Here is a 19721-nt window from a genome sequence, read left to right as displayed (position 1 = left end):
CCATAGGGCCTTGAAAGGAAGTGGATGGATGAACATATTGGTGACCGGCTCCAAGGGCATGGTAGGTACCGCACTTGTGAACAATTTGAAAAACATCAGGGACCATAAGAACCATACCCGCCCGGGCATCCATGTTGACAATATTTACGAATATGATGTGGATTCCTCTTTGGATGAGCTGGATGAATATTGCCGGAAGGCTGATTTTGTGTTCAACCTTGCAGGTGTGAATCGTTCGACAGATCCAAAAGCCTTCTTGAATAGTAACGTCTGTTTTACAGCGCGGTTGCTAGATGCGTTAAAAAAACACAACAATAAAGCAACGGTCATGCTGAGCTCTTCAATCCAGGCAACCTGTATCGGCAGATATGACAATGAGTATGGCAAGAGCAAAAAGTCGGGGGAAGCGCTGGTATTCTCCTATGCAGAAGAGACAGGCGCAAAGGTGGCGGTGTACCGTTTCCCGAATCTGATGGGCCACAGCCGCCCAAAGTACAATAGTGCTGTTTCGACCTTTTGTTGGGCAGTGGCGAACGATGAACCCTTTACCGTGGATGACCGCTCTAACGAGTTGGAGCTGCTGTATATTGACGATCTGGTGGAAGGGATGTTTGACCTGCTGGAGGGCAAAGAGCGGCGTTGTGAGTACGCCGGCCTCACGCCGGTCATGAAGGAGGATGGCTGCTACTGCATCGTTCCGGCCACGCACAAGGTCACACTGGGCGAGATCGTAGACCTGCTGCAGGAATTTAAGCAGCAGCCGGCTACGCTGATGATGCCGAAGATGCCAGATGAATCTTTTGCGAAAAAACTGTATTCACTCTACTTAACCTATCTTCCAAAGGAAAAATTCAAGTACGCCTTGAAAATGAATGTAGACACCCGCGGCAGCTTTACCGAATTGGTGCATACTGAGGACTGTGGTCAGGTTGCAATTAATATCAGCAAGCCGGGTGTCACGAAGGGGCAGCACTGGCATAGCTCCAAGTGGGAGTTGATTATCGTGGTTGCCGGTCACGGGCTCGTTCAGGAGCGCAACATCAATACTGGCGAGATAGTGGAATTTGAAGTCAGCGGTGACAAAATAGAAGCGATTCACATGATACCTGGCTGGACGCACAACATCATCAATCTGAGTGAGTCGGATAATCTGGTGACGGTGATAACGTGCAATGAAATTTTTGACCCCAAAAAGCCGGATACATTCTCTGAGAAAGTGTAGTACGCTTCTTCCTTATAAATTATAAGGAAGAACTTTATTGCCAACATTCGCTTACTGGTCAGTTTCAGCTTTCGCACATCTGCTATATTGTGCTGATTGATGAACGCCGGGGAGAGGACGGACAAAGCGCGTCCTTTTCACACCGATTTGTGGTATACAAATTTTGCGTTTAATGGTTAAGCTGTTCCTTTCGAAGGGGGAGAAAGCCTTCATGGACAATGGCTTCCGCCTTTTGATGTGCCGCTCCGCCGAGAAGGATGTGGCGGTCAATGCCGTCATCAAGGACGAGACTATTTGGCTTACCCAAAAGGCCATGGCGGAACTGTTTAATGTGGACAAATCCACCATCAGGCGGCATCTGAAAAACATTTTCCGAGAAGGCGAGTTGGATAAAAGAGCGGCTGTTGCAAAATCTGCAACAACCACTCTTCATGACACCATTGAGGGCAAACCGCAAACGACCAATTTGCGGTTTTAAAAGCCGGACGCCATCATTTCGGTGGGCTGCCAGATCATTTTCCGCCGGTAAGACATTCTTCCTGTTTTGGAGGCTTTAAGAACAATTGACGGAGAGCGAGCCTTTCCTGCCTCTTCACATAGAGCTATTGGAGGAAAAGAAATGGGCTATCAAAATGTAAGTTTCCCAGAGAACAGCCTGTTCCTGGTTACCGGCGGCGCAGGATTTATTGGATCGAATCTTTGTGAAGCCATTCTGAAAATGGGCTATAAGGTTCGTTGTCTGGATGACCTCTCCACAGGCAAGCAGACAAATATAGATATGCTCATGGATAATCCAAACTATGAGTTCATCAAGGGTGACATCAAAGACTTTGATACATGCATGAAAGCCTGTGACGGGGTTGACTATGTTCTTAATCAGGCTGCTTGGGGCTCTGTTCCGCAGAGCATCGAGATGTCGCTGCTCTACTGCGCCAATAATATCATGGGGACTTTGAACATGATGGAAGCAGCGCGTCAGAATGGTTTGAAAAAATTTGTGTATGCCAGTTCTAGCTCTGTCTATGGTGATGAGCCGAACCTCCCGAAAAAAGAAGGACGGGAAGGCAATCTCCTGCCACCTTATGCCGTGTGCAAGATGTGCGATGAAGAATAGGGCAAGCAGTATACTCGGCACTACGGGTTAGATACTTATGGCCTTCGGTATTTTAACGTGTTCGGACGTTGTCAAGACCCTAACGGCGCATATGCTGCGGTTATTCCGAAGTTCATCCGTCAACTCCTCCATGGTGAGGTGCCTACCATCAATGGTGATGGACGCCAGAGTCGGGATTTTACCTACATTGAAAATGTTATCGAAGCCAACCTGAAAGTGTGCTTGGCAAGCCATGAAGCTGCAGGAGAAGCCTTTAACATCGCATACGGTGGGCGTGAGTATCTGCTTGATATTTACTACGGACTCACAGAAGCCCTCGGAGTGGAAGTTGAGCCGAATTTTGGCCCGGATCGCGCCGGTGATATTAAGCATAGAAATGCGGATATAAGCAAAGCGAAAGAACTGCTGGGTTTATGATCCGGACTGGAGTTTTGATCGCGGAATCAAGGCCGCTATTGAGTGGTACAAAGAGAATTTGTAAGTGACCATGGGAGGACGAAGGCGATGAGTACTGCTCCAAGAGGGAAAAATCAATTCTCAAAATATTGTGATTCTTAATTCGACAAGAGGTTCAAATGGATTAGGAATCGAAATACTATTAAATATTGTTATGCTATTCCCTTTGGTGTTTTTTCCCTTTGGCAACGAGGAAGTCTTTTATGGCGGAATTGTTTAATGTGGATAAAAACGCCATCAGCTGACGCCTGAAAAATATCTTCCTGGAAGGTGAACTGGGCGAAAAAGTGGTTGTTGCAAAAATCGCAACAACCATTTCCTATGGCACTATTGCAGGGAAAGCGCAGACTACCGATTCGCAGTTCTATAACCTTGATGCCATCATCTTGGTGGGCTACCGGTTCAACTTCCGCCGAGCCACCCGCTTCCGTATCTGGGCCACCAGTGTACTGAGAGAGTACATGACTAAGGACTTTGCCATGGATGACGAACGGCGGGAACAGGGCAAGACCGTCTTTGGTACCGACTACTTCCGGGAATTGTTGGAGCGAGTGCACTCCATTCGGGCCAGCGAGCGGCGCATCAGCAGAACACCGACACTTTCGCCGAGTGCAGCATTGACTATGATCGAGATTCCCCTACTACCTCCGACTTTGACCGGGAAGTCAAGCGGCTGCTGGAGGGCGGCGGACAAGAAGAGCCGAAATAGTGGATGCCAAGGCTGAGCAGCTCTCTCTTTGATAAGGTGTATCAGAATAGAGCAATATGCAGACAACACAGAAAGCCGTTCCTCAACTTGTTGGGTGTATCCCGCAGGCAAGGGCCGGCTTTCTTGACCACATAATCGGCCACAGACAGGTGCGGAAACAACGGAACCACCATTATTAGAAAGTGTTAAAAAGCAGAGCTTTCGGAGCGGAAACAACGGTAAACAAGCAGAAATTATTGCAAAAAAATCAAAACCCGCGTTGGTAAGGATGAGGTCGGCGGTTCGAATCCGCCCAGCAGCTCCATAGGAAAACCTTGTAGTTTCAATGCCTACAAGGTTTTTTCTTGCTGTTTTTGGGATTATTTTCCCTTATTTTTTCCCTTTTCAGCATTCGGAAGGGGGTTTGGAGTGTCAAATCCGCAAGCGCCTACGGATTTCCGGGAAGGGAAAAACGACAGCGCTGTCAGATTTGGGGGATGTGTTCAACCGTTGTCGGGTTTTCCGACAACGGTTATCTAGGAAAAGCAAACGCGGTCCTGGTGCCCGATTCGGATACAAGGACCGCAGCGGACACAGAGGGTCCAAAGCCGCCGCGCCGGTACTCTCTCGCTTGACTTCCAAATCGGAAGGCGCCTTCCGATTTGCCAGGGCCTCCGCCGCGCCAGAGGGTAATTTCTCACGCCACGCAGAAACGGCGGGTGGTGGTTTCCTTGGTGAAGCGCTCCGCCACATCCGGCAAGGCCTTCCGTAGGGCGGTGGTGTCGATTCTAGAGGCGGTAACAGGCTTCCAGGTGATACGGTACTCCCCGGCCTGGACGGCCTCACGGTCCCCATAGCGGCCTTGATGGCATCCTTCAAGGCGTCAGCCTCTGCCTGGGCCTCGTCGATGAGGGCCAGGAGCTGACGCAGCTCCCGCGCCTTGGCTTCCAGTTCGTTGATACTCATACTGTTTTCCTCCTTGTTTCGTCTGGCGGCTGGTTTGGTGCTCTCCGGAACGTCCCCGGCCTTCACTAAGCAGGCCCGCCCTTGTTTGGAATCAGAGAGATTGTAGAGGGAATATCCGGAACGTCCCCGGCCCGTCCGTCGCAGCTCTCTGTTCCCTTGCTGTGATTATAATATATCACTATTTACACCAATAGTCTGTTGATAAAATAACCATATTTACACCAATACATTTGTGAAGATTACATATTTACACCAATAGACTTTTGCGTTATAATTAGGGTACAATGAGAGAGGAAGCATCAAAAAACAGCTTCCCCCAGGTGGAGGAAACTATGGCAGTTTCAAAAGCACAGCAGGCATCTGTTAATAAATACGTAAAATCCAATTATGACCGCATCAATGTAACCATGCCAAAAGGACAGAAGGGTACTATAAAGACCCACGCAGCGGCCCAGGGAGAGAGCGTAAACGCCTTTATCAACCGAGCGATTATGGAGGCCATGGAGCGTGACAACGCCGCACAGCGGCCCGCAGCGGGCCAGTGAACAGGAGGAAAACTATATGAGCAACCGCGAGAGAATCATTGAATTACTGGATAATGTGCCGGAATACAAGATGGGCTATGTGCTGGCCTATGTGCAGGGCATCACCGCCGATGAGGAGGCAGATAACGCCTTTTGCGAGCGGATGATTGAAAACTATGAAAATGACCCTGACCCGGAAAAGGATGAGAGTTATTCTCTGGAAGAGTGCAAAAAGGCGTGGGGGCTTGACTGATGTACCGGATCATCGTTAAGAAGAAAGCAAAAAAGTTTATTGACAAACTGCCCATGAATGAAAAAAGGCGGGTTGTCGCGGCCATTGAGCAGCTGCCGAACGGTGAGGATATCAAGCAGCTGAAAGGCCATGCGGGGCTGCTTCGCCTGCGTGTGGGCGAATACCGCATTATCTACACGGTGGACAATGGAGAGCTGATCGTATACGTCATTGACGCCGGAAACAGAGGACAGATATATAACCGATATTGACAAGAGCGCCGGACGATTTGTCCGGCTCTGCTTTTCCACCGCCGCCGCGCGGAGGGATACACGAAAGCCACCTCTGTGCCCGATTCGGGCACAGAGGCGGCACTGTCTATTTGCCAGAAACGCTTTTGATATATTCCTCCATGCGGTCCGCGCTGGCCTGTCTCATTTGCTTTGTCACATGGCCGTAGATATCCAGCGTGAAGGATGCTGTGGCGTGGCCGAGGTTCTCCTGTACTGTCTTGATATCGTCCCCGGAGCGGATGGAGGCCACAGCGTAGGAGTGCCGCAGATCATGGATCTGATATATTCCAGCTCAGTGACCTTCAGAATCTTCCTGTGGAGGCTTACTATGGAGTTGGGATAATACACCTCTCCTGCTCCTTTCCGGCCGGATACTTTTGCAGCAAATCTGGGCCGCACGGATTATTTTCTCTTGGGACCGATTATCGCAGGGCAAACAGCGGTTGTAAGGGGTTTACATTGTACTTTATATGCCTCAAAATATATAAAAGTTTTGTTTTACTATATCTTTTTTCGGCCATCTTGTGATATAGTATAGAAAACCGCGTATTACAATTTTGCTGTTTTCGCACTTGGGAAAGGAGCCTTTATGGAAGAAAAAAGAAATAGCCGACGGGGTATCTGGCCGGATGACCGCCCCAAAATCGCAGATACCAATCGTTGCTATGGCAATTAGTAAGGCGATGCGGGCGGCGCTGAGCGCCCTGTCTTATCCGGAGATCGACGTCAAAAAGACCTATCCTTTGGAACGAGAACTGAAAAGAATTGCCTCGTGGAGGATCAAAAAGCCACACTTATACCGCATTTGGGAACACGAGGTGCCGTGTGGGGACCACAAGGTCCCTGTTCGTATCTTCACACCATCCGAAGACAAACGGCACCTCGTGCTTTTATTCTTTCATGGCGGCGGCTGGGTAACGGGGAATATTGACAGCTATGACGGCGTCTGTGCCGACATGGCGGCGTTGACAGGCCGGATGGTAATTTCGGTGGACTATCAGCTGGCGCCGGAGCATCCCTTTCCCGCGGCCCCGGAGGACTGTTACGCAGTGGCGCGGGAGATCTTTCTGCAGGATGGTCTGTTGGGCACCAGGCCGGAGGAGATCGTCCTGATCGGGGACAGCGCCGGCGGCAATCTGGCGGCGGCCGTCTCCCTAATGGCCCGTGACCGCGGCGAATTTCTTCCCACCCGCCAGATATTGATCTATCCCGCTGTGGGAAACGACTATTCGGACAGTTCTCCATTTCCCTCTGTGCGGGAAAATGGAAGCGGATATCTGCTGACTGCCAAACGCATCCGGGATTATATGGAGCTTTACCGCGCTTCAGAGGCGGATCTGGGGGACCCATATTTCGCACCGCTGATCGCCAAGGATTTCTCCCGCCAGCCTGACACACTGATCATCACAGCGGAATACTGCCCCCTGCGGGATGAGGCGGAGGCCTACGGCGAAAAACTGAGGGCAGCGGGGAACCGGGTGGAGATCCTTCGGATGCCGGACGCGCTGCATGGATACTTTTCCCTGCCCGCCAGCTTCAAGCTGGTGAGGCAGACTTACGAGATCATTAATCGTTTTTTGGAAGACTAAATGCTTATGAAATATACAGGTTTTCCCAGATGGAGCCGCCTGGATAACGCGGCCAAGATTTTTCCATCCAACAGCAGTGCGAAGGATTCCAAGGTATTTCGCTTTTTCTGTGAACTGCGGGAGCCGGTGGACCCGCAGATTTTGCAATCCGCCCTTGATGAAACTGTCCGGCAGTTTCCATTTTACTGTTCGGTGATGAAGCGGGGGCTTTTCTGGAATTACCTGGAGGACAGCAGCCTGCGCCCCACGGTCAGCCCGGAAAGCACACCGCCTTGCTTGGCCCTCTATTCCCCCAACCGCAAAAGCTTGCTGTTCCGCGTTTTTTATTACGGCAGGCGGATCAACCTGGAAATTTACCATGTACTGACCGACGGCACCGGGGCGATGCAGTTTTTGTGCACGTTGGTCTACCGCTATTTGCTGGAAAAGCACTCGGAGGAGTTCTCCGAGCCATTGCCTAAGCTGGCCTATACCGCGTCCCACTCCCAGCTCTGGGACGACAGCTTTCAAAAATACTATGAGAAGCCGCCCCTGCCGAAGCCTGTCCTAAGGAGAAGTGCGTACCGTCTGCGGGGCGAACGGCTGCCGGAGCACCGCCTGTCCATTGTGGAGGGGCACATGCCGGTGGACGCGCTGCTGGACTGTTCCCGCGCCAGAGGCGCGACGGTGACGGAATTATTGACAGCTGTGCTGATCCGCGCCATCCACGCGCAGATGCGCCTGCGGGACAATGCCCGGCCCGTGGTCATTACGGTGCCGGTCAATCTGCGCAATTATTTTCCATCAGAATCTGCCCGCAATTTTTTCACGACCATCCATGTCGGGTATGATTTCAGCCGGCAGCCGGATGACCTGGATGCTGTCACGGCTCATGTCCACCGGTGCTTCCGCGAAAATCTGACAGAAAAGCGGCTTCACGAACGGATCAATGCGCTGTGCTTCTTGGAGCACAATATTCCATTGCGGCTGGTCCCGCTGCTGCTGAAGGACCGGATTCTGCATACGGCAGCCCAGCTGGCTGACCGGCAGACGACCGCTTCTTTTTCCAATGTGGGCAAAATCACTATGCCGGCGGAGATAGAGCGGTACATCCATCTGTTCGGCGCGTTCACCTCCCCTGATAAGATACAGGCCAGTGTTTGCTCCTTCCAGAACCGCTATGTGATCAGCTTTGCCGGGCCGTTTCGCAGCCACGATGTGGAGCGGGCTTTTTTCCGGAGCTTAGTCCAGATGGGAATTGATGTGGAGATCGCGGCGAATCTGCCTTATGTGGAATAGGGGGTGGCGGCGTGCGCTATTGTGAAAAATGCGGGGTGCATGTGATCGGGTCGCCGTTCTGCTGCCCCCTCTGTCAAGGCCCATTGACCGGCGAAACGGATGGGACCGGGGACGTATATCCGGATATCCCGTTCGCCGGAGGGCCCCATCAGATGCTGTTCCGCCTGCTTACCCTGGGGACGGTGGTCGCTGTGGTCGTATGTATCGCGGTACTTCTCTGCCTGCCAAGGCACGGGGTGGCGGCCCTCTCCGGGATCGCCGGCCTGGCCAGCGGCTGGCTCACGGTGGGGATCGCTGTCAAAAAACGGGGCAGGCCGCTGAAGGCGGTATTCTGGCAGGTCTGCGTGCTCTCCATCCTTGTACTGGCCTGGGACTGTGGGATGGGGTGGCGGGGCTGGTCGCTGAATTATGCCCTGCCGATTCTATATACCTGCACGATGCTGGCCATGGCCGTGATCGCCCGGCTTTTGCACCTGCGTTCTCCGGACTACCTGCTGTATCTGCTGCTGAATATCCTGCTGGGGCTGATCCCGCTGGTCCTGCTGCTGCGCGGCGTACTGCGGGCCGTGTATCCCGCGGTGATCTGTGCCGCTGTCAGCGTGATATTTCTGGCAATATTGATCTTATTTGAGGGCCCCGCGCTGAAAGACGAGCTGCTTCGAAGACTGCATCTGTAATCAATTCACTTTTCAAGTGTCACAGCGCATGTGCGCTGTGACAGGCCGCGGGCCGCGGCCTTGATTTGAATTTCATAGTCAATCACTGTGCGCTTTCCGCACAGCGGGCATCGCCCGCTTGAAAAATCGCTTGCGATTTTTTAAGTTAATGGACTAGATAAGCGATTCGCCCCACACAAATGCCAAGGAGCAGTTTATGGCGTATCGATTTTGAGCAACCGGCGCATATTGCGCGGGAGCTGCCCTGCACCGCAGGCCACGCAGTGTGTGGAAAGGTTAAAAGAATACCGGACAGGAAATGCCGCTTTCCTGTCCGGTATTTTTGCAGCTGCTTGTGCAGATCTCGGGTCGAAAAAATCTCGTATCCATTGCGCCGCAGTTGGCCGCAAGCTTGACGATGTGCGGCTGAGCCTGCAGCTTTTGCTGTTTAAGCGGTGTAAGCCCGCCCTGCGGCGGCTGCCTGTACAGAGGTCTCACTGCCGCTGGCATAGTGCTTCAAAGTCATGGCGGAGGCGCCGCCTGTGCGGGGTTGCTGTACACTGTCTGATTGCAAGGGACGGTTCAATCAGCGGTACGGAAGCGGAGCGGGGGGCTCCTGTCGTTCAAGCCGGTGTCCCGCTGTCCGCAAGTTGAAAGGTGATTTCCACATCTCCGCTGCCCAACGCTTCCCGCAGGCCGCTGGGGTCATTGATGTGTCCCAGGCGGGTGAAGTTCCAGGCGTTTTGGGCGTAGTAGACGGTGATTTGATTCCCCTGATAGAGGATGATGTCTCCAGCGGAGGTGGTGATTGGTTCATCGTTCCGGGGCAGTTCCGCTCCCAGTTCCCCCACCTTTTCAAAATTCCCGTAGTCATGGGCGGAAACAGTCAGCGGCCCGCTTTTCAGCAGCTCGGCAAATGCCTCTGCTGAGGAATTGTCCGCCAAGGCAGCGGTGTAAGTGTGCCCATTGAAGGAAAGGGTGATTTGGTTCATGGTACGCGCCTCCTGTTTCGGCAGTGCCAGAGTGTCGATCCACTTCTCTATGGAGTCCCTGGAGGTTCCGGCGGCAAAGCGTCTGCCGGACAGCCAGTTCGCACCAGCGGCCAGGGCGTGAAGATTGGTATCGCTGGAGCCGATGCCGCTGGAATGGGAGGTGCAGAAGGGCACGATGGTTTTCCCTGTGAAGTCATAGCTCTCCAGGAAGGTATAGATGATTTTGGGGGCTTGACCGTGCCAGATGGGATAACCCAGGAACACCACATCATAGCCCGCCATATCTGTTATCTTGCAGGTATCGGCGATAGCGGGCCGGGCAGCGGGGTCGTTCTGCTCCCGGTCGGCCCGGCAGTCGGTATAATAGGCTAGATCGGCCTGGGTGTAAGGCTCCTTCGGCACGATTTCAAACAGGTCGGCATGCAGAGTATCCGCTGCATACTCCGCTAGGGGACGGGTGGCGCCGGTGGCGGAGAAGTAGGCCACCAGGACCCTGCCGGTCTCCTCCGTGTTCCCATCGCGCAAGGCGGTATAGAGCGCCATGGCTGCTTGGGCGCGGGTGGCGGCGTGCGCCTTGGCCGGGTCACCGGTCCACTCTGGGCCATTGCCGGTGCAGCGGCCTATGATCACCTCTAACTGCTCCACGCTCACTGGGTTGTTTGTCCCAAACGAGCCGTTGCCGTAGCCTTGCACAAGCCCTTTCTCACTGGCCCAGGTAACAGCATTGGCGTACCATGTCCCAGCCTGGGTGTCGGTGAAAGGGGGCGCACCGTTGACGGCAGGCTCCCCTGCCGCCCGATAGAGAGCCACGACCAGCATGGTGCGGGTCAGGGTCCCCTCCGGGTCGAAGCGGCCGCCTCCCACACCGTTCAAGACGCCGTTTTCCCGGCACCAAGCTGCCGCCTGGGCGTAGTCGGCGTCCGCGGGAACGTCGGAAAAACCGCCTGCTTCCGCGGCAGGGGCCGCGGACCCGATCTCTTTCACAGACTCTGCTGTCCCCATGCTTGCCGCCGAAGAATTGGTGCCGCAGGCGGTCAGCGTCAGCATAAGAGCCAGCAAAATGGATAGCGCTCTTTTCTTCATATTGAATTTCTCCCTTACAGGTCCGTCAGCGCATGGTAGTCCGCATCCGCCACCGGTTCGCACCACTGGTTGGAAGTCCCCTCTCCGGGGACCTCCAACGCCAGATGGGAGAACCAGCTCTCTGCCGCCGCGCCGTGCCAGTGCTTGACCCCGGCGGGGATCTTTACCACGTCGCCGGGGCGGAGCGGCTGGGCCTGCTTGCCCCACTCCTGATACCAGCCGTGACCGGCCACGCAGATCAAAATCTGCCCGCCGCCGCTTTTGGCGTGATGGATGTGCCAGTTGTTCCGGCAGCCCGGCTCAAAGGTCACATTATAAATGCCCACCTGCTCTGTGGACAGGGGAGCCAGATAGCTCTGCCCGATGAAATACTGGGCAAAGCCGTCGTTGGGCGCGCCGATGGGGAAGGGCATCTCGGCGGCGTGGGCGGCTTTGGCGTCTCCGGCGGGGACAGCCTCCGCCCACACCTCTTTCGCCATGTTGAACACCGCCCAGCCCTTGGGCCAGCCGGCGTAGAACGCCGTGTGGGTAATGACCGCGGCGATTTCCGCTCTGGTCACGCCCGCCTTTTTTGCGTTTTCCAGATGATATTTCAGCGAGGAGTCTGTCACGCCGGAGGACATCAGCGCCACCACGGTGATGATACAGCGGGTCTTGTGGGAAATGTCCCCGTTGTTCCAGTTCTCCCCGAACAAAATATCATCGTTGTAATGGGCGAACTCCGGGGCAAAGCTCCCCAGGGCCTCCCGGCCTGCCGTCTGCCTGATTGCCATATTGCTCCCTCCTCCTTTACACCTGTCTGCCCATTTCATAGGCCCTTTGGAGGGCCTCATGGCCAGCGATCTGGCCGGGGGCGTCCACACCGCCGCCGAAGACCGTCCCGGCAAGGCGGGCCTTCCCAAAGCAGTCCACCCAGCCCTCCATGGCCTTGACGGGGCCGTCCATGGCGCTCTCGTCGGTGTCCGCCGCCGTGGCCAGGAAATATACGTCCCGGAAGGCGTAGTCCGAGGGATAGATGGGATTACAGCGGTCCAGGAAGGCCTTGAGCAGGCCGGAGGGGCCGTAGTAGTAGACCGGGGTGGCGAAAACCACCGCGTCGGCGTTCTTTACTTTTTCGGCCAGGGTTGCGGCGTCGTCCCGGATGACGCATTTCTGGGTTTTCTGGCAGGCCAGACAGCCCACGCAGAAGCCGATGGACTTGCCTTTCAGGCTGACGGTCTCCAGGTTGTTCCCGGCCTCTTTGGCCCCCTGGGCAAAAGAGGTGGCCAGGGCGTCGGAATTGCTGTTGGGGCGCAGGCTGGCGGTGATGATCAGTACGTTCTTGCTCATGCTTGGTCTCTCCTTATGTCAAATTTTTGCGGAAAAAGTCAGCCATTTTATCAAAGGGAATGATCTCCGTCCTGTCGTAGAGGTCGGTGTGCACCGCGCCGGGAATGATGAGCAGCTCCTTGTTGTCCCCCTTGAGCTTTTGGAAGGCGTCCCGGCTGAAATAGCAGGAGTGGGCCTTCTCCCCGTGGATGACCAGCACGGCGGAGCGAATCTCATCCGCATAGCACAGAATGGGCTGGTTGAGGAAGGACATACAGCCGGTCTTGTTCCAGCCGCCGTTGGAGTTGAGGGACCGGGGGTGGTAGCCTCTGGCGGTCTTGTAGTAGGCGTAGTAATCCTTCACAAAGAAGGGGGCGTCATCGGGCAGGGGGTCCACCACGCCGCCGCCCAGCTCATAACTGCCGCTCTTGTAGTCGGCGGTGCGTTGGGCGTTCAGGGCTTTCCGCTTTTCATAGCGGGCGTCGGCGCTGTCCTCGGCGTCAAAGTAGCCCTTGGCGTTGACCCGGCTCATGTCGTACATGGTGGAGGCCACGGCGGCCTTGATCCGGGTGTCCAGCGCCGCCGCGTTCAGGGCCATGCCGCCCCAGCCGCAGATGCCGATGATGCCGATCTTCTCAGGGTCCACGTCGTCCTGCACCGAGAGAAAGTCCACAGCCGCCTGAAAGTCCTCGGTGTTGATGTCGGGAGAGGCCATGTAGCGGGGCGTGCCGCCGCTCTCGCCGGTAAAGGAGGGGTCAAAGGCGATGGTCAGGAACCCCCGTTCCGCCATGGCCTGGGCGTACAGTCCGGAGCACTGCTCCTTCACCGCCCCAAAGGGGCCGCACACGGCGATGGCGGCCAGCTTGCCCGCTGCGCCCTTGGGTTGGTACAGGTCCGCCGCCAGGGTGATGCCGTAGCGGTTGCGGAACGTCACCTTGCGGTGCTCCACCTTGTCGCTCTGGGGGAAAGTTTTGTCCCATTCAGCCGTCAATTTCAATTCCATATGCGTTCCCGTCCTTTCAAAATCGAGAGGGTTTCTTCCCTTGTTTGTTCATTTGATAAACCAAGTAGTCCAAGCAGTCCAGCTTCTTCTGCTCAGCGTGGCAGCAATCCAGCAGGCGCTTCCGGTGTTTGGCAAGGAGCGCCAGCCCTTCTTCTCTGTTTCCCTGCTCGACTAGCGTCATAAATTGCTCGATCATCTCCAGATCACATCCGGCATCCGAGAGGTTTTCACGCAGAATACCCCGGGTGTCCGCGATATGCGGCATAGGACCACCTCCTGATGATTTGATTATATTTTCCCCCTCTCAAAATAGCAAATACTCGTTTTCTATTTCATGTTATTCTTGAATGGAATAACATGGACTGCTATACTGTCCTTAGGAGGCGGTCATATGGAACTTCGGGTTTTGCGCTATTTTCTGGAAGTGGCCCGTGAGGGGAGCGTCACGCGGGCGGCGGAGCGGCTGCACATCTCCCAGCCCACCCTTTCCAAGCAGCTTAAGGATCTGGAGGGGGAACTGGGCAAGAAGCTCTTTGTCCGGGGCAGCCATGACGTGAAACTGACCGATGAGGGGATGCTGCTCCGCAAACGGGCGGAGGATATCCTGAACATGGCGGACAAGACGCTGGATGAGTTCAAGTCCTTGGGCGAGTTCACCGGCGGGGATATTTGGGTGGGCTGCGCCGAGTCCGACGGCATCAAGCACCTGGCCCGGTGTTACATGGCCCTGTTGGAGCGGTATCCCGGCCTGCGGCTCCACCTGCAAAGCGGCAATTCCGCCGACGTGACCGAGCGGCTGGACCGGGGGCTTTTGGATTTCGCCATCATCGTCCATGAGGTAGACCTGTCCAAGTACAATTATCTGGAGCTGCCCGCCACCGACCGCTACGGGGTCCTTATGCGAAAGGACAGCCCCCTTGCGGGTAAGGAGGCTGTCCGGGTGGATGATCTATTGGATCTGCCCTTGATCTGTTCCCGCCAGGGCATCACGGAGGATTACCCCAAGGTGTTTCAAGAGAAGATGGACGCCCTTCGCATCGTCGCCACCTTCAATCTGGCCTACAACGCCAGCGTCCTGGTGCGGGAGGGAGTGGGCTACGCCCTCACCTTCGACAAGCTGGCGGATACCAGTCCGGAGAGCGAGTTGACTTTCCGCCCCCTGACGCCGCCGCTGGAAACGAAGATGTATATGATCTGGAAAAAGTACCAGGTCTTTTCCCCCGCGGCGGAGGTTCTGCTGGAGGAGGTGCGGGAGCAGTTCGGCCGGGTGTAACGCGCAGCCGATACGCTTTGATAGGGCGCGGCAGATCAGAACCGGGGCAACACAAAGGCAAAGCCGCTCCTCGTTTATGGCTCATACCATAGGCGGGGAGCGGCTTTCTTGACCACATGACCTGCCAAGGACGGCCATGGGAACAACGGGACCCGCTTCTGAGAAGTGCCAAAGAGCAAGGACAATGGAAATAGCCGTTTTGCAGCTCATTGCGTGACTTCTAGACCGCGCGGGACCATCAAAGCCTTGCGGCGAATGGATGGCGGGCTTTGAACTTTACAGCCTGTGCAGAATAGACCCGCTCCACAACAGAAGCGGCCTTTCCGATAGGATTGCAAAGCCATGGCGGAGGTGGCGTGACCTGCGGCCTCCTGTACCAACTGAATGTCTCTAATCGGTGACCGAATGCAGAACCCCCTTGGAGAACAGTGTCTCCAAGGGGGTTCCTGATAACCGGCTGTTTTCTTACAGAGCGCAGGAAGCAACGGCCGTGTGGCCTTCCGGAAGCTGAAGCTGTTCGTCATCCGCAAAGCTCCAGGTGATTTTGCCGGCCCACTGGGAGGCTACACTGGCGAAGTGCAGCAGCACGATACCCAGATCCAGCTTGCCGTCAATTTCCGTAGTGTAGCTGTCAGGCTTTCGCACCAGAATGAGCTTGCCGTCGCGGATCACGAAGCCATAGGGCTGTCTGTTCAGATAGCTGGGGGAGAGGCTGGCGGCATAGAATGCCTCCCACAGCATGTCATCGTAGAAGCCGATGAACTCATCCACGCCATCACGGTTTCCCCAGGTGTTCATAAACACCATATCATGGATGCTGTTCTTCGGCGCGAAGTACTGCCGCTGCGCACAGATATCCACATTGGACATGCTCAGAATATTCAAGCGCAGGCGCTTGGTGGTCTTTGCGCCATAGCCGAAAGCGACGATGGCGGCTACATCCATATCGGAGGTGATATGCAGCGCCAGCTTCACCTGTGCGCTGTCGGTGAAGGTAAGCCAGCAGCAGCTCAGATTCATATCGGTCAGCTTCAGGATCAGATCCTCCATGATGTAACCGGCGTTTTCACCCGCGTGGGGATCTTGGGCGGACAGCAGGACCAGATACTGCGGCGCGCCAATCAAAAAGGACTGGTAGCCCGCGGCGCCGAGCAGAGCCTCGCCGGCATCTTCGCCGAAAACACGCAGCTCCGTTTTCAAATCAGGGATCAGGCGCTGGCAGGACTTCTGATGATATGCCGTGATCTCCGCCAGTACGTCTGCGGAAACCTTCTGATCCGTAAACTCACGGACGGATTTTCTGTTTTGAATCAATGCGCTGTAATTCATAAGAAACCTCCTAAAGTTGAATAAAGAAATGGGGGTTTGTCCGTTGTTTTGTGACTGCGGATTATTGCACCTCAGAGAACTCGTCCTTGCCGACGCTGCAAAGGGGGCAGACAAAGTCGTCGGGGAGGGCGTCGAACTTCGTGCCGGGAGCAATGCCGTTATCGGGGTCGCCCAGGGCCTCGTCATAGATCCAGCCGCAAACGTCGCATACATACTTTTTCATCGTTTTTATCTCCTCATCATAGTGTGGCATTTATGGAATCTTTCTGCTTTCTGTCCAACGATTTTGCGCAGTAGAAGTTACAGGTGTTTGAGCGAATGATTTGTTTATAAGTATATTATAATATACTTCTTTGAAAGCACATGTTGCAAAAACGACAGAATACAAAATTTGGAGGGAGTATAAATATATTATATCATATATTATATCATAATCGCAACTACTGGGAAAAACGGGCTTGAGAGGCATCTTCTGACCACGCAGACGGCCGGCGCGGCTCTGCTTTCATGAGGGCGGCATCCGCCCGTGCGGATGCCGCCCCGGCTTCCCCAAAAGATAGACAAAATTAAAAATTCGTCTTACACCTGACCGGACTGCGGCAGGCGGCTCACGCCCCGCCGCCCTTTTGGGGGACCGTGTGCGGACATTGGCTCAAAAGCTGCAAAAATCCTCAAATCCTGCAGGATTTCAGTACAGTTTTTTCTTACAAAATTTGGGGGAAAGCTCTTGCACCGGGAACCGGAGTGTGGTATATTTCATATAGCTATATTAGGAACATATTTGTAACTTTGCCTGTCGGAGATAGACAAAATTTTAATTTCGTCTATCGCGGCGCGGGGCGGAATATGGATGAGTGGATGACATTGGCAAAGGGAAGAACTCCGCATCCCTAAAGTGGGATGTTCGTATGTGTCGGCTGGGTGAAAAAGGAGGAAAATTTGCAAGAACGAAGCAGCGGATAAAGCATTTTCTCTCGGCACATTGACCATGTTTGTTGGAACGCTTCCGGCCAATGCGCTGACAGCAGCGGCTGCGGCAGACCCCGCCTATGACGCGGTGCCTGCGGTGGACGCTCCCGAAGCATGAACCACATAAGCGGGCCTGCATCTATGGAGGGAAGGCCTGAAATGATGCGGGATTCTTCAAAATCAGAACCGATCCGTGGAACAGGATGAGAGAGGGATTGTAACTATGAATAAACTAGAAAAACTGGTACCAGCGGCAGTCGCAGGTTTGGTCATCGCCAGCGCGGGCACCATGGAGGCCCAAGCTGTGGAAAATGTGGACCCCAACACCCCGGACGACATCAACACGGTGGATCAGCAGAAGGAGACCGCCGCCCCTTCCACGGAGATCAAGTCGGCCGTCGGCACGCCCGAGACCGACCCGCAGACCGGGGCCACGACCACCGACATGACCGTCAATCCTGACACGAAGGAGACGGAGGACGGCGCGGTCGAGACGACCGATGACGGCAGCGTCACGAAGGTGGAGAGCCCCGCGCCCACCGGCCAGCAGCCCGAGGCCGAGCACACCACCGGCCAGACCACCGAAACCAAGGAGGACGGCAGCACCGTCCAGACCACCGTGACCGAAAAGACCGAGGTCAACGAGGACGGCAGCGCCACCACCACCGAGACCACCACCACGGTCACCACCGGCACCAACGAGAACGGCGACACGGTCCAGACCACCCAGACCTCCACCACCGAGACCACCACCTCCAGCTCCACCACCGATGTCACCGGCCAGGTCACGTCTGATCCCGTCACCGGCGGACTGACCGAAGAGGAGCAGACGGAGCAGGGTGGTGCCCTCACTGCGGGACTCGGCGACAAAAACCTGTCCGACCTCGAGGAGAATCAAGAGGTCGGCGGCTTTACAGTGAAGGAGAAGAAGGAAAACGAGTCTAAGCCCGACGAAAAAACCACGGTCAAAACCACCACCGTCACCTTTGAGAAGGTCGTGGAGGAACAGGGCGAGGAAGGAAGCGCGCCTTTGAGCTCCAGCGAGCTGGGCGTGATCCTGGGCGTGACGCTGAACGAGCACCGGGACGAGCAAGGCGCTGTCTACTACACTTACGTCAAAGACGGCGCTGACGTGACCGTTCGGGTGACCAGCGACAAGAGCAGCGAGAGCTCCACCACCACCTACAGCATCCAGGTCAGCCAGACCACCACCACGGTGGCCGCGGAGGACAAGGAGGATAACGTCCAGATCCAGACCGGCGGCGTCATCATCTATGACAGTACGAACACCGGCGATGCCGCGAAGATCGAGGCGCTTTTCAGCAACTCCACGGTCACCGAAAACCCGGACGGCACAAAGACGGTGGTCAAGGACGGCCAGACCTATACCGTCAAATATGAGGACCTGACGGACGGTGAGATCGCGAAACTGAGCAATGCGCAGCTTTTTGAACTGCTGCCCGACACCGGCTATGAGTATCATGAGACCGACGGCAAGATCTACAAGATCGTTGACGGGGAGAAATATGAGCTGACCCTTGCGGAGACCCAGAGCGCGCTGGTCAAGAAGGCCGTGAAGGTGACCGTGACAGTGCCTGATCCCCATGGCGATAAAGAGAACCACGACGCGACGCAGGCGGAAAAGGACCAGGCCGCGGCGGATGCCACGAATAAGGCGGTCATCGACGCGGCGCTGACGGCGATCAAGGCGGACGAAGTCACTGTGGCCGGAGTGGAACAGACTGATGAGGCGTATAAGGCGTATATCAAGACGCTTCTTCAGCCGAGCGATTCCGGCGACAGCTGGACGGTGGCCGTGACAGGGACCGACGGCAGGACCTATACCTATACCGTTCAGGCCAAGGAGACCACCGACGGCGGAGAGACTCCCTGGACCGTGAATAAGGAAGTCGCGGGCGTTGATCCCGAGACGATCGCCGGCGGCACGACCCACACCGTCAACGGCAGCGCCTATGTCAGCGGCGAGACCGTGGTGTGGAGCGGCAGCGAGGACCCCAGCAAGACGTATGAGGCTTACTTTACGTACACTGACGAAGGGGGCGTTGATATCAACGTCACCACCCATGAGGGGGCTCAGTTTGACGGCGCAACGGTCAAGACTGTCGTTGTAAATGGCAATGTTACCACAATAACCACCGAGGGCACGGGCAAGGACAAGAACGGCAACGATACCATCACCACCAAGGTCTACACCTTCACCACCGGCGTGCCATTGACTCCCCAGGAAATGGATGCGTTCTTGGAAAATCAGGACGCCGCGGGCGCTGAACTCGAGGGCCTGACCAAGGTCACCTGGACCATTGATGTGAAAACCGAAGTCACAGCGCCGGAAGGTAAAGAAGTCGAGACCATCATCAAGGTGGACGGCCTGACGCAGGCTGCGGACGGCGGCTATGACTATCGGGACGGCAGCAAGACGATCCACTTCAATAAGGGCGAGACGAGCCACACCGAAGGCGACACCACCTACACCATCGAGACCACGGAGACCACTTTGAAAGAGGCCGAGGTCCAGGCAATGGTCAAGGAGCAGTATGGCCTCGGTGACGGCGTTACCGTAACGGTGGATACTGCCAAGAAGACCGCTACCTATGTCCAGGACGGCAAGACCATCACTGTGGAGTACAAGAACCCGAAGACGCTCACCGTGGGAGTGTCCAAACACGCAGTTAAAGGAAGTCAAAGAGAGAAAATGGCACAGCAATCCCTGGATGTTTGGAGCGAT

General features: G+C 55.3%; 19 protein-coding genes and 1 pseudogene. 12 read left to right on the top strand and 8 right to left on the bottom strand.

Features of this window, described 5'->3' with window-relative positions:
* Positions 1-28 precede the first annotated feature (28 nt).
* The 7 genes and pseudogenes from Q0Z71_RS12250 to Q0Z71_RS12220 all read left to right on the top strand — a co-directional run bounded on the left by Q0Z71_RS12250 (position 29) and on the right by Q0Z71_RS12220 (position 5474).
* Entirely contained in the window at positions 29-1222 is a 1194-nt protein-coding gene (locus Q0Z71_RS12250) for an NAD-dependent epimerase/dehydratase family protein (protein WP_298023041.1), read from the top strand.
* A 211-nt stretch (positions 1223-1433) separates the two neighbouring features.
* Positions 1434-1700 (top strand): death-on-curing protein, encoded by a 267-nt coding sequence (locus Q0Z71_RS12245; RefSeq protein ID WP_298023038.1) that lies wholly within the window; start codon positions 1434-1436, stop codon positions 1698-1700.
* Positions 1701-1841: 141 nt separating this feature from the next.
* A pseudogene (locus tag Q0Z71_RS12240) lies at positions 1842-2753 on the top strand (NAD-dependent epimerase/dehydratase family protein).
* Between the two features lie 326 nt (positions 2754-3079).
* Complete coding sequence (gene rhuM / locus Q0Z71_RS12235; RefSeq protein WP_298023035.1) at positions 3080-3517, top strand: RhuM family protein; 438 nt, start codon at positions 3080-3082, stop codon at positions 3515-3517.
* Positions 3518-4778: 1261 nt separating this feature from the next.
* On the top strand, positions 4779-4991 hold the full coding sequence (locus tag Q0Z71_RS12230) for an Arc family DNA-binding protein (RefSeq protein WP_298023033.1): 213 nt from the start codon (positions 4779-4781) through the stop codon (positions 4989-4991).
* 16 nt (positions 4992-5007) lie between these two features.
* Positions 5008-5223: a hypothetical protein gene (locus Q0Z71_RS12225; protein ID WP_298023031.1), complete on the top strand. Its 216-nt coding sequence runs from the start codon at positions 5008-5010 to the stop codon at positions 5221-5223.
* Positions 5223-5474: a type II toxin-antitoxin system RelE/ParE family toxin gene (locus Q0Z71_RS12220; RefSeq protein ID WP_298023028.1), complete on the top strand. Its 252-nt coding sequence runs from the start codon at positions 5223-5225 to the stop codon at positions 5472-5474. Before Q0Z71_RS12225 ends, Q0Z71_RS12220 begins: the two co-directional genes overlap by 1 nt.
* Positions 5475-5580: 106 nt before the next feature.
* Here Q0Z71_RS12220 and Q0Z71_RS12215 read toward each other — a convergent pair whose 3' ends face one another.
* Complete coding sequence (locus tag Q0Z71_RS12215; RefSeq protein ID WP_298023025.1) at positions 5581-5745, bottom strand: hypothetical protein; 165 nt, start codon at positions 5743-5745, stop codon at positions 5581-5583.
* Positions 5746-6160: 415 nt separating this feature from the next.
* Here Q0Z71_RS12215 and Q0Z71_RS12210 point away from each other — a divergent pair, with 415 nt between their 5' ends.
* From Q0Z71_RS12210 to Q0Z71_RS12200, 3 genes are read left to right on the top strand one after another with little or no spacing between them, the layout of a single operon-like run.
* A complete protein-coding gene (locus tag Q0Z71_RS12210) occupies positions 6161-7084 on the top strand; it encodes an alpha/beta hydrolase (protein WP_298023022.1) in 924 nt (307 codons plus the stop codon).
* Positions 7085-7090: 6 nt separating this feature from the next.
* Positions 7091-8362, top strand: coding sequence for a hypothetical protein (locus Q0Z71_RS12205; RefSeq protein WP_298023019.1), 1272 nt, complete (start codon positions 7091-7093; stop codon positions 8360-8362).
* Between the two features lie 11 nt (positions 8363-8373).
* The gene (locus tag Q0Z71_RS12200; RefSeq protein ID WP_363316712.1) at positions 8374-9039 is read left to right on the top strand and encodes a DUF6320 domain-containing protein; all 666 of its coding nucleotides are present in this window, start codon (positions 8374-8376) and stop codon (positions 9037-9039) included.
* 602 nt (positions 9040-9641) lie between these two features.
* Here Q0Z71_RS12200 and Q0Z71_RS12195 read toward each other — a convergent pair.
* From Q0Z71_RS12195 to Q0Z71_RS12175, 5 genes are read right to left on the bottom strand one after another with little or no spacing between them, the layout of a single operon-like run.
* Entirely contained in the window at positions 9642-11093 is a 1452-nt protein-coding gene (locus Q0Z71_RS12195) for a flavodoxin (RefSeq protein ID WP_298023016.1), read from the bottom strand.
* 14 nt (positions 11094-11107) lie between these two features.
* Entirely contained in the window at positions 11108-11866 is a 759-nt protein-coding gene (locus Q0Z71_RS12190) for a carboxymuconolactone decarboxylase family protein (protein WP_298023013.1), read from the bottom strand.
* 16 nt (positions 11867-11882) lie between these two features.
* Positions 11883-12422 (bottom strand): flavodoxin family protein, encoded by a 540-nt coding sequence (locus Q0Z71_RS12185; protein WP_298023010.1) that lies wholly within the window; start codon positions 12420-12422, stop codon positions 11883-11885.
* A 13-nt stretch (positions 12423-12435) separates the two neighbouring features.
* Entirely contained in the window at positions 12436-13404 is a 969-nt protein-coding gene (locus Q0Z71_RS12180) for an alpha/beta hydrolase (RefSeq protein ID WP_298023007.1), read from the bottom strand.
* 16 nt (positions 13405-13420) lie between these two features.
* Entirely contained in the window at positions 13421-13669 is a 249-nt protein-coding gene (locus Q0Z71_RS12175) for a hypothetical protein (RefSeq protein WP_298023004.1), read from the bottom strand.
* A 126-nt stretch (positions 13670-13795) separates the two neighbouring features.
* On the opposite strand from Q0Z71_RS12175, the gene Q0Z71_RS12170 reads away from it, so the two are divergent.
* Positions 13796-14677, top strand: coding sequence for a LysR family transcriptional regulator (locus Q0Z71_RS12170; protein WP_298023002.1), 882 nt, complete (start codon positions 13796-13798; stop codon positions 14675-14677).
* Between the two features lie 465 nt (positions 14678-15142).
* Here Q0Z71_RS12170 and Q0Z71_RS12165 read toward each other — a convergent pair whose 3' ends face one another.
* Together Q0Z71_RS12165 and rd are read right to left on the bottom strand one after the other, a co-directional pair.
* Positions 15143-16006 carry a nitroreductase family protein gene (locus tag Q0Z71_RS12165; protein ID WP_298022999.1) on the bottom strand — a complete coding sequence of 288 codons (864 nt, stop codon included), beginning with the start codon at positions 16004-16006 and terminating at the stop codon, positions 15143-15145.
* 61 nt (positions 16007-16067) lie between these two features.
* Positions 16068-16229 (bottom strand): rubredoxin, encoded by a 162-nt coding sequence (gene rd, locus Q0Z71_RS12160; RefSeq protein WP_298022996.1) that lies wholly within the window; start codon positions 16227-16229, stop codon positions 16068-16070.
* Between the two features lie 969 nt (positions 16230-17198).
* Between rd and Q0Z71_RS12155 the strand changes: the two genes are divergently transcribed.
* The coding region (locus tag Q0Z71_RS12155; RefSeq protein ID WP_298022992.1) for a hypothetical protein at positions 17199-19721 on the top strand (2523 nt) is incomplete at its 3' end.

This window comes from uncultured Dysosmobacter sp. (assembly GCF_947631635.1).
Lineage (GTDB): Bacteria > Bacillota > Clostridia > Oscillospirales > Oscillospiraceae > Oscillibacter.
Note: the sequence above shows the minus strand (reverse complement) of the source record. Positions and strands in the feature narration are given on the sequence as shown.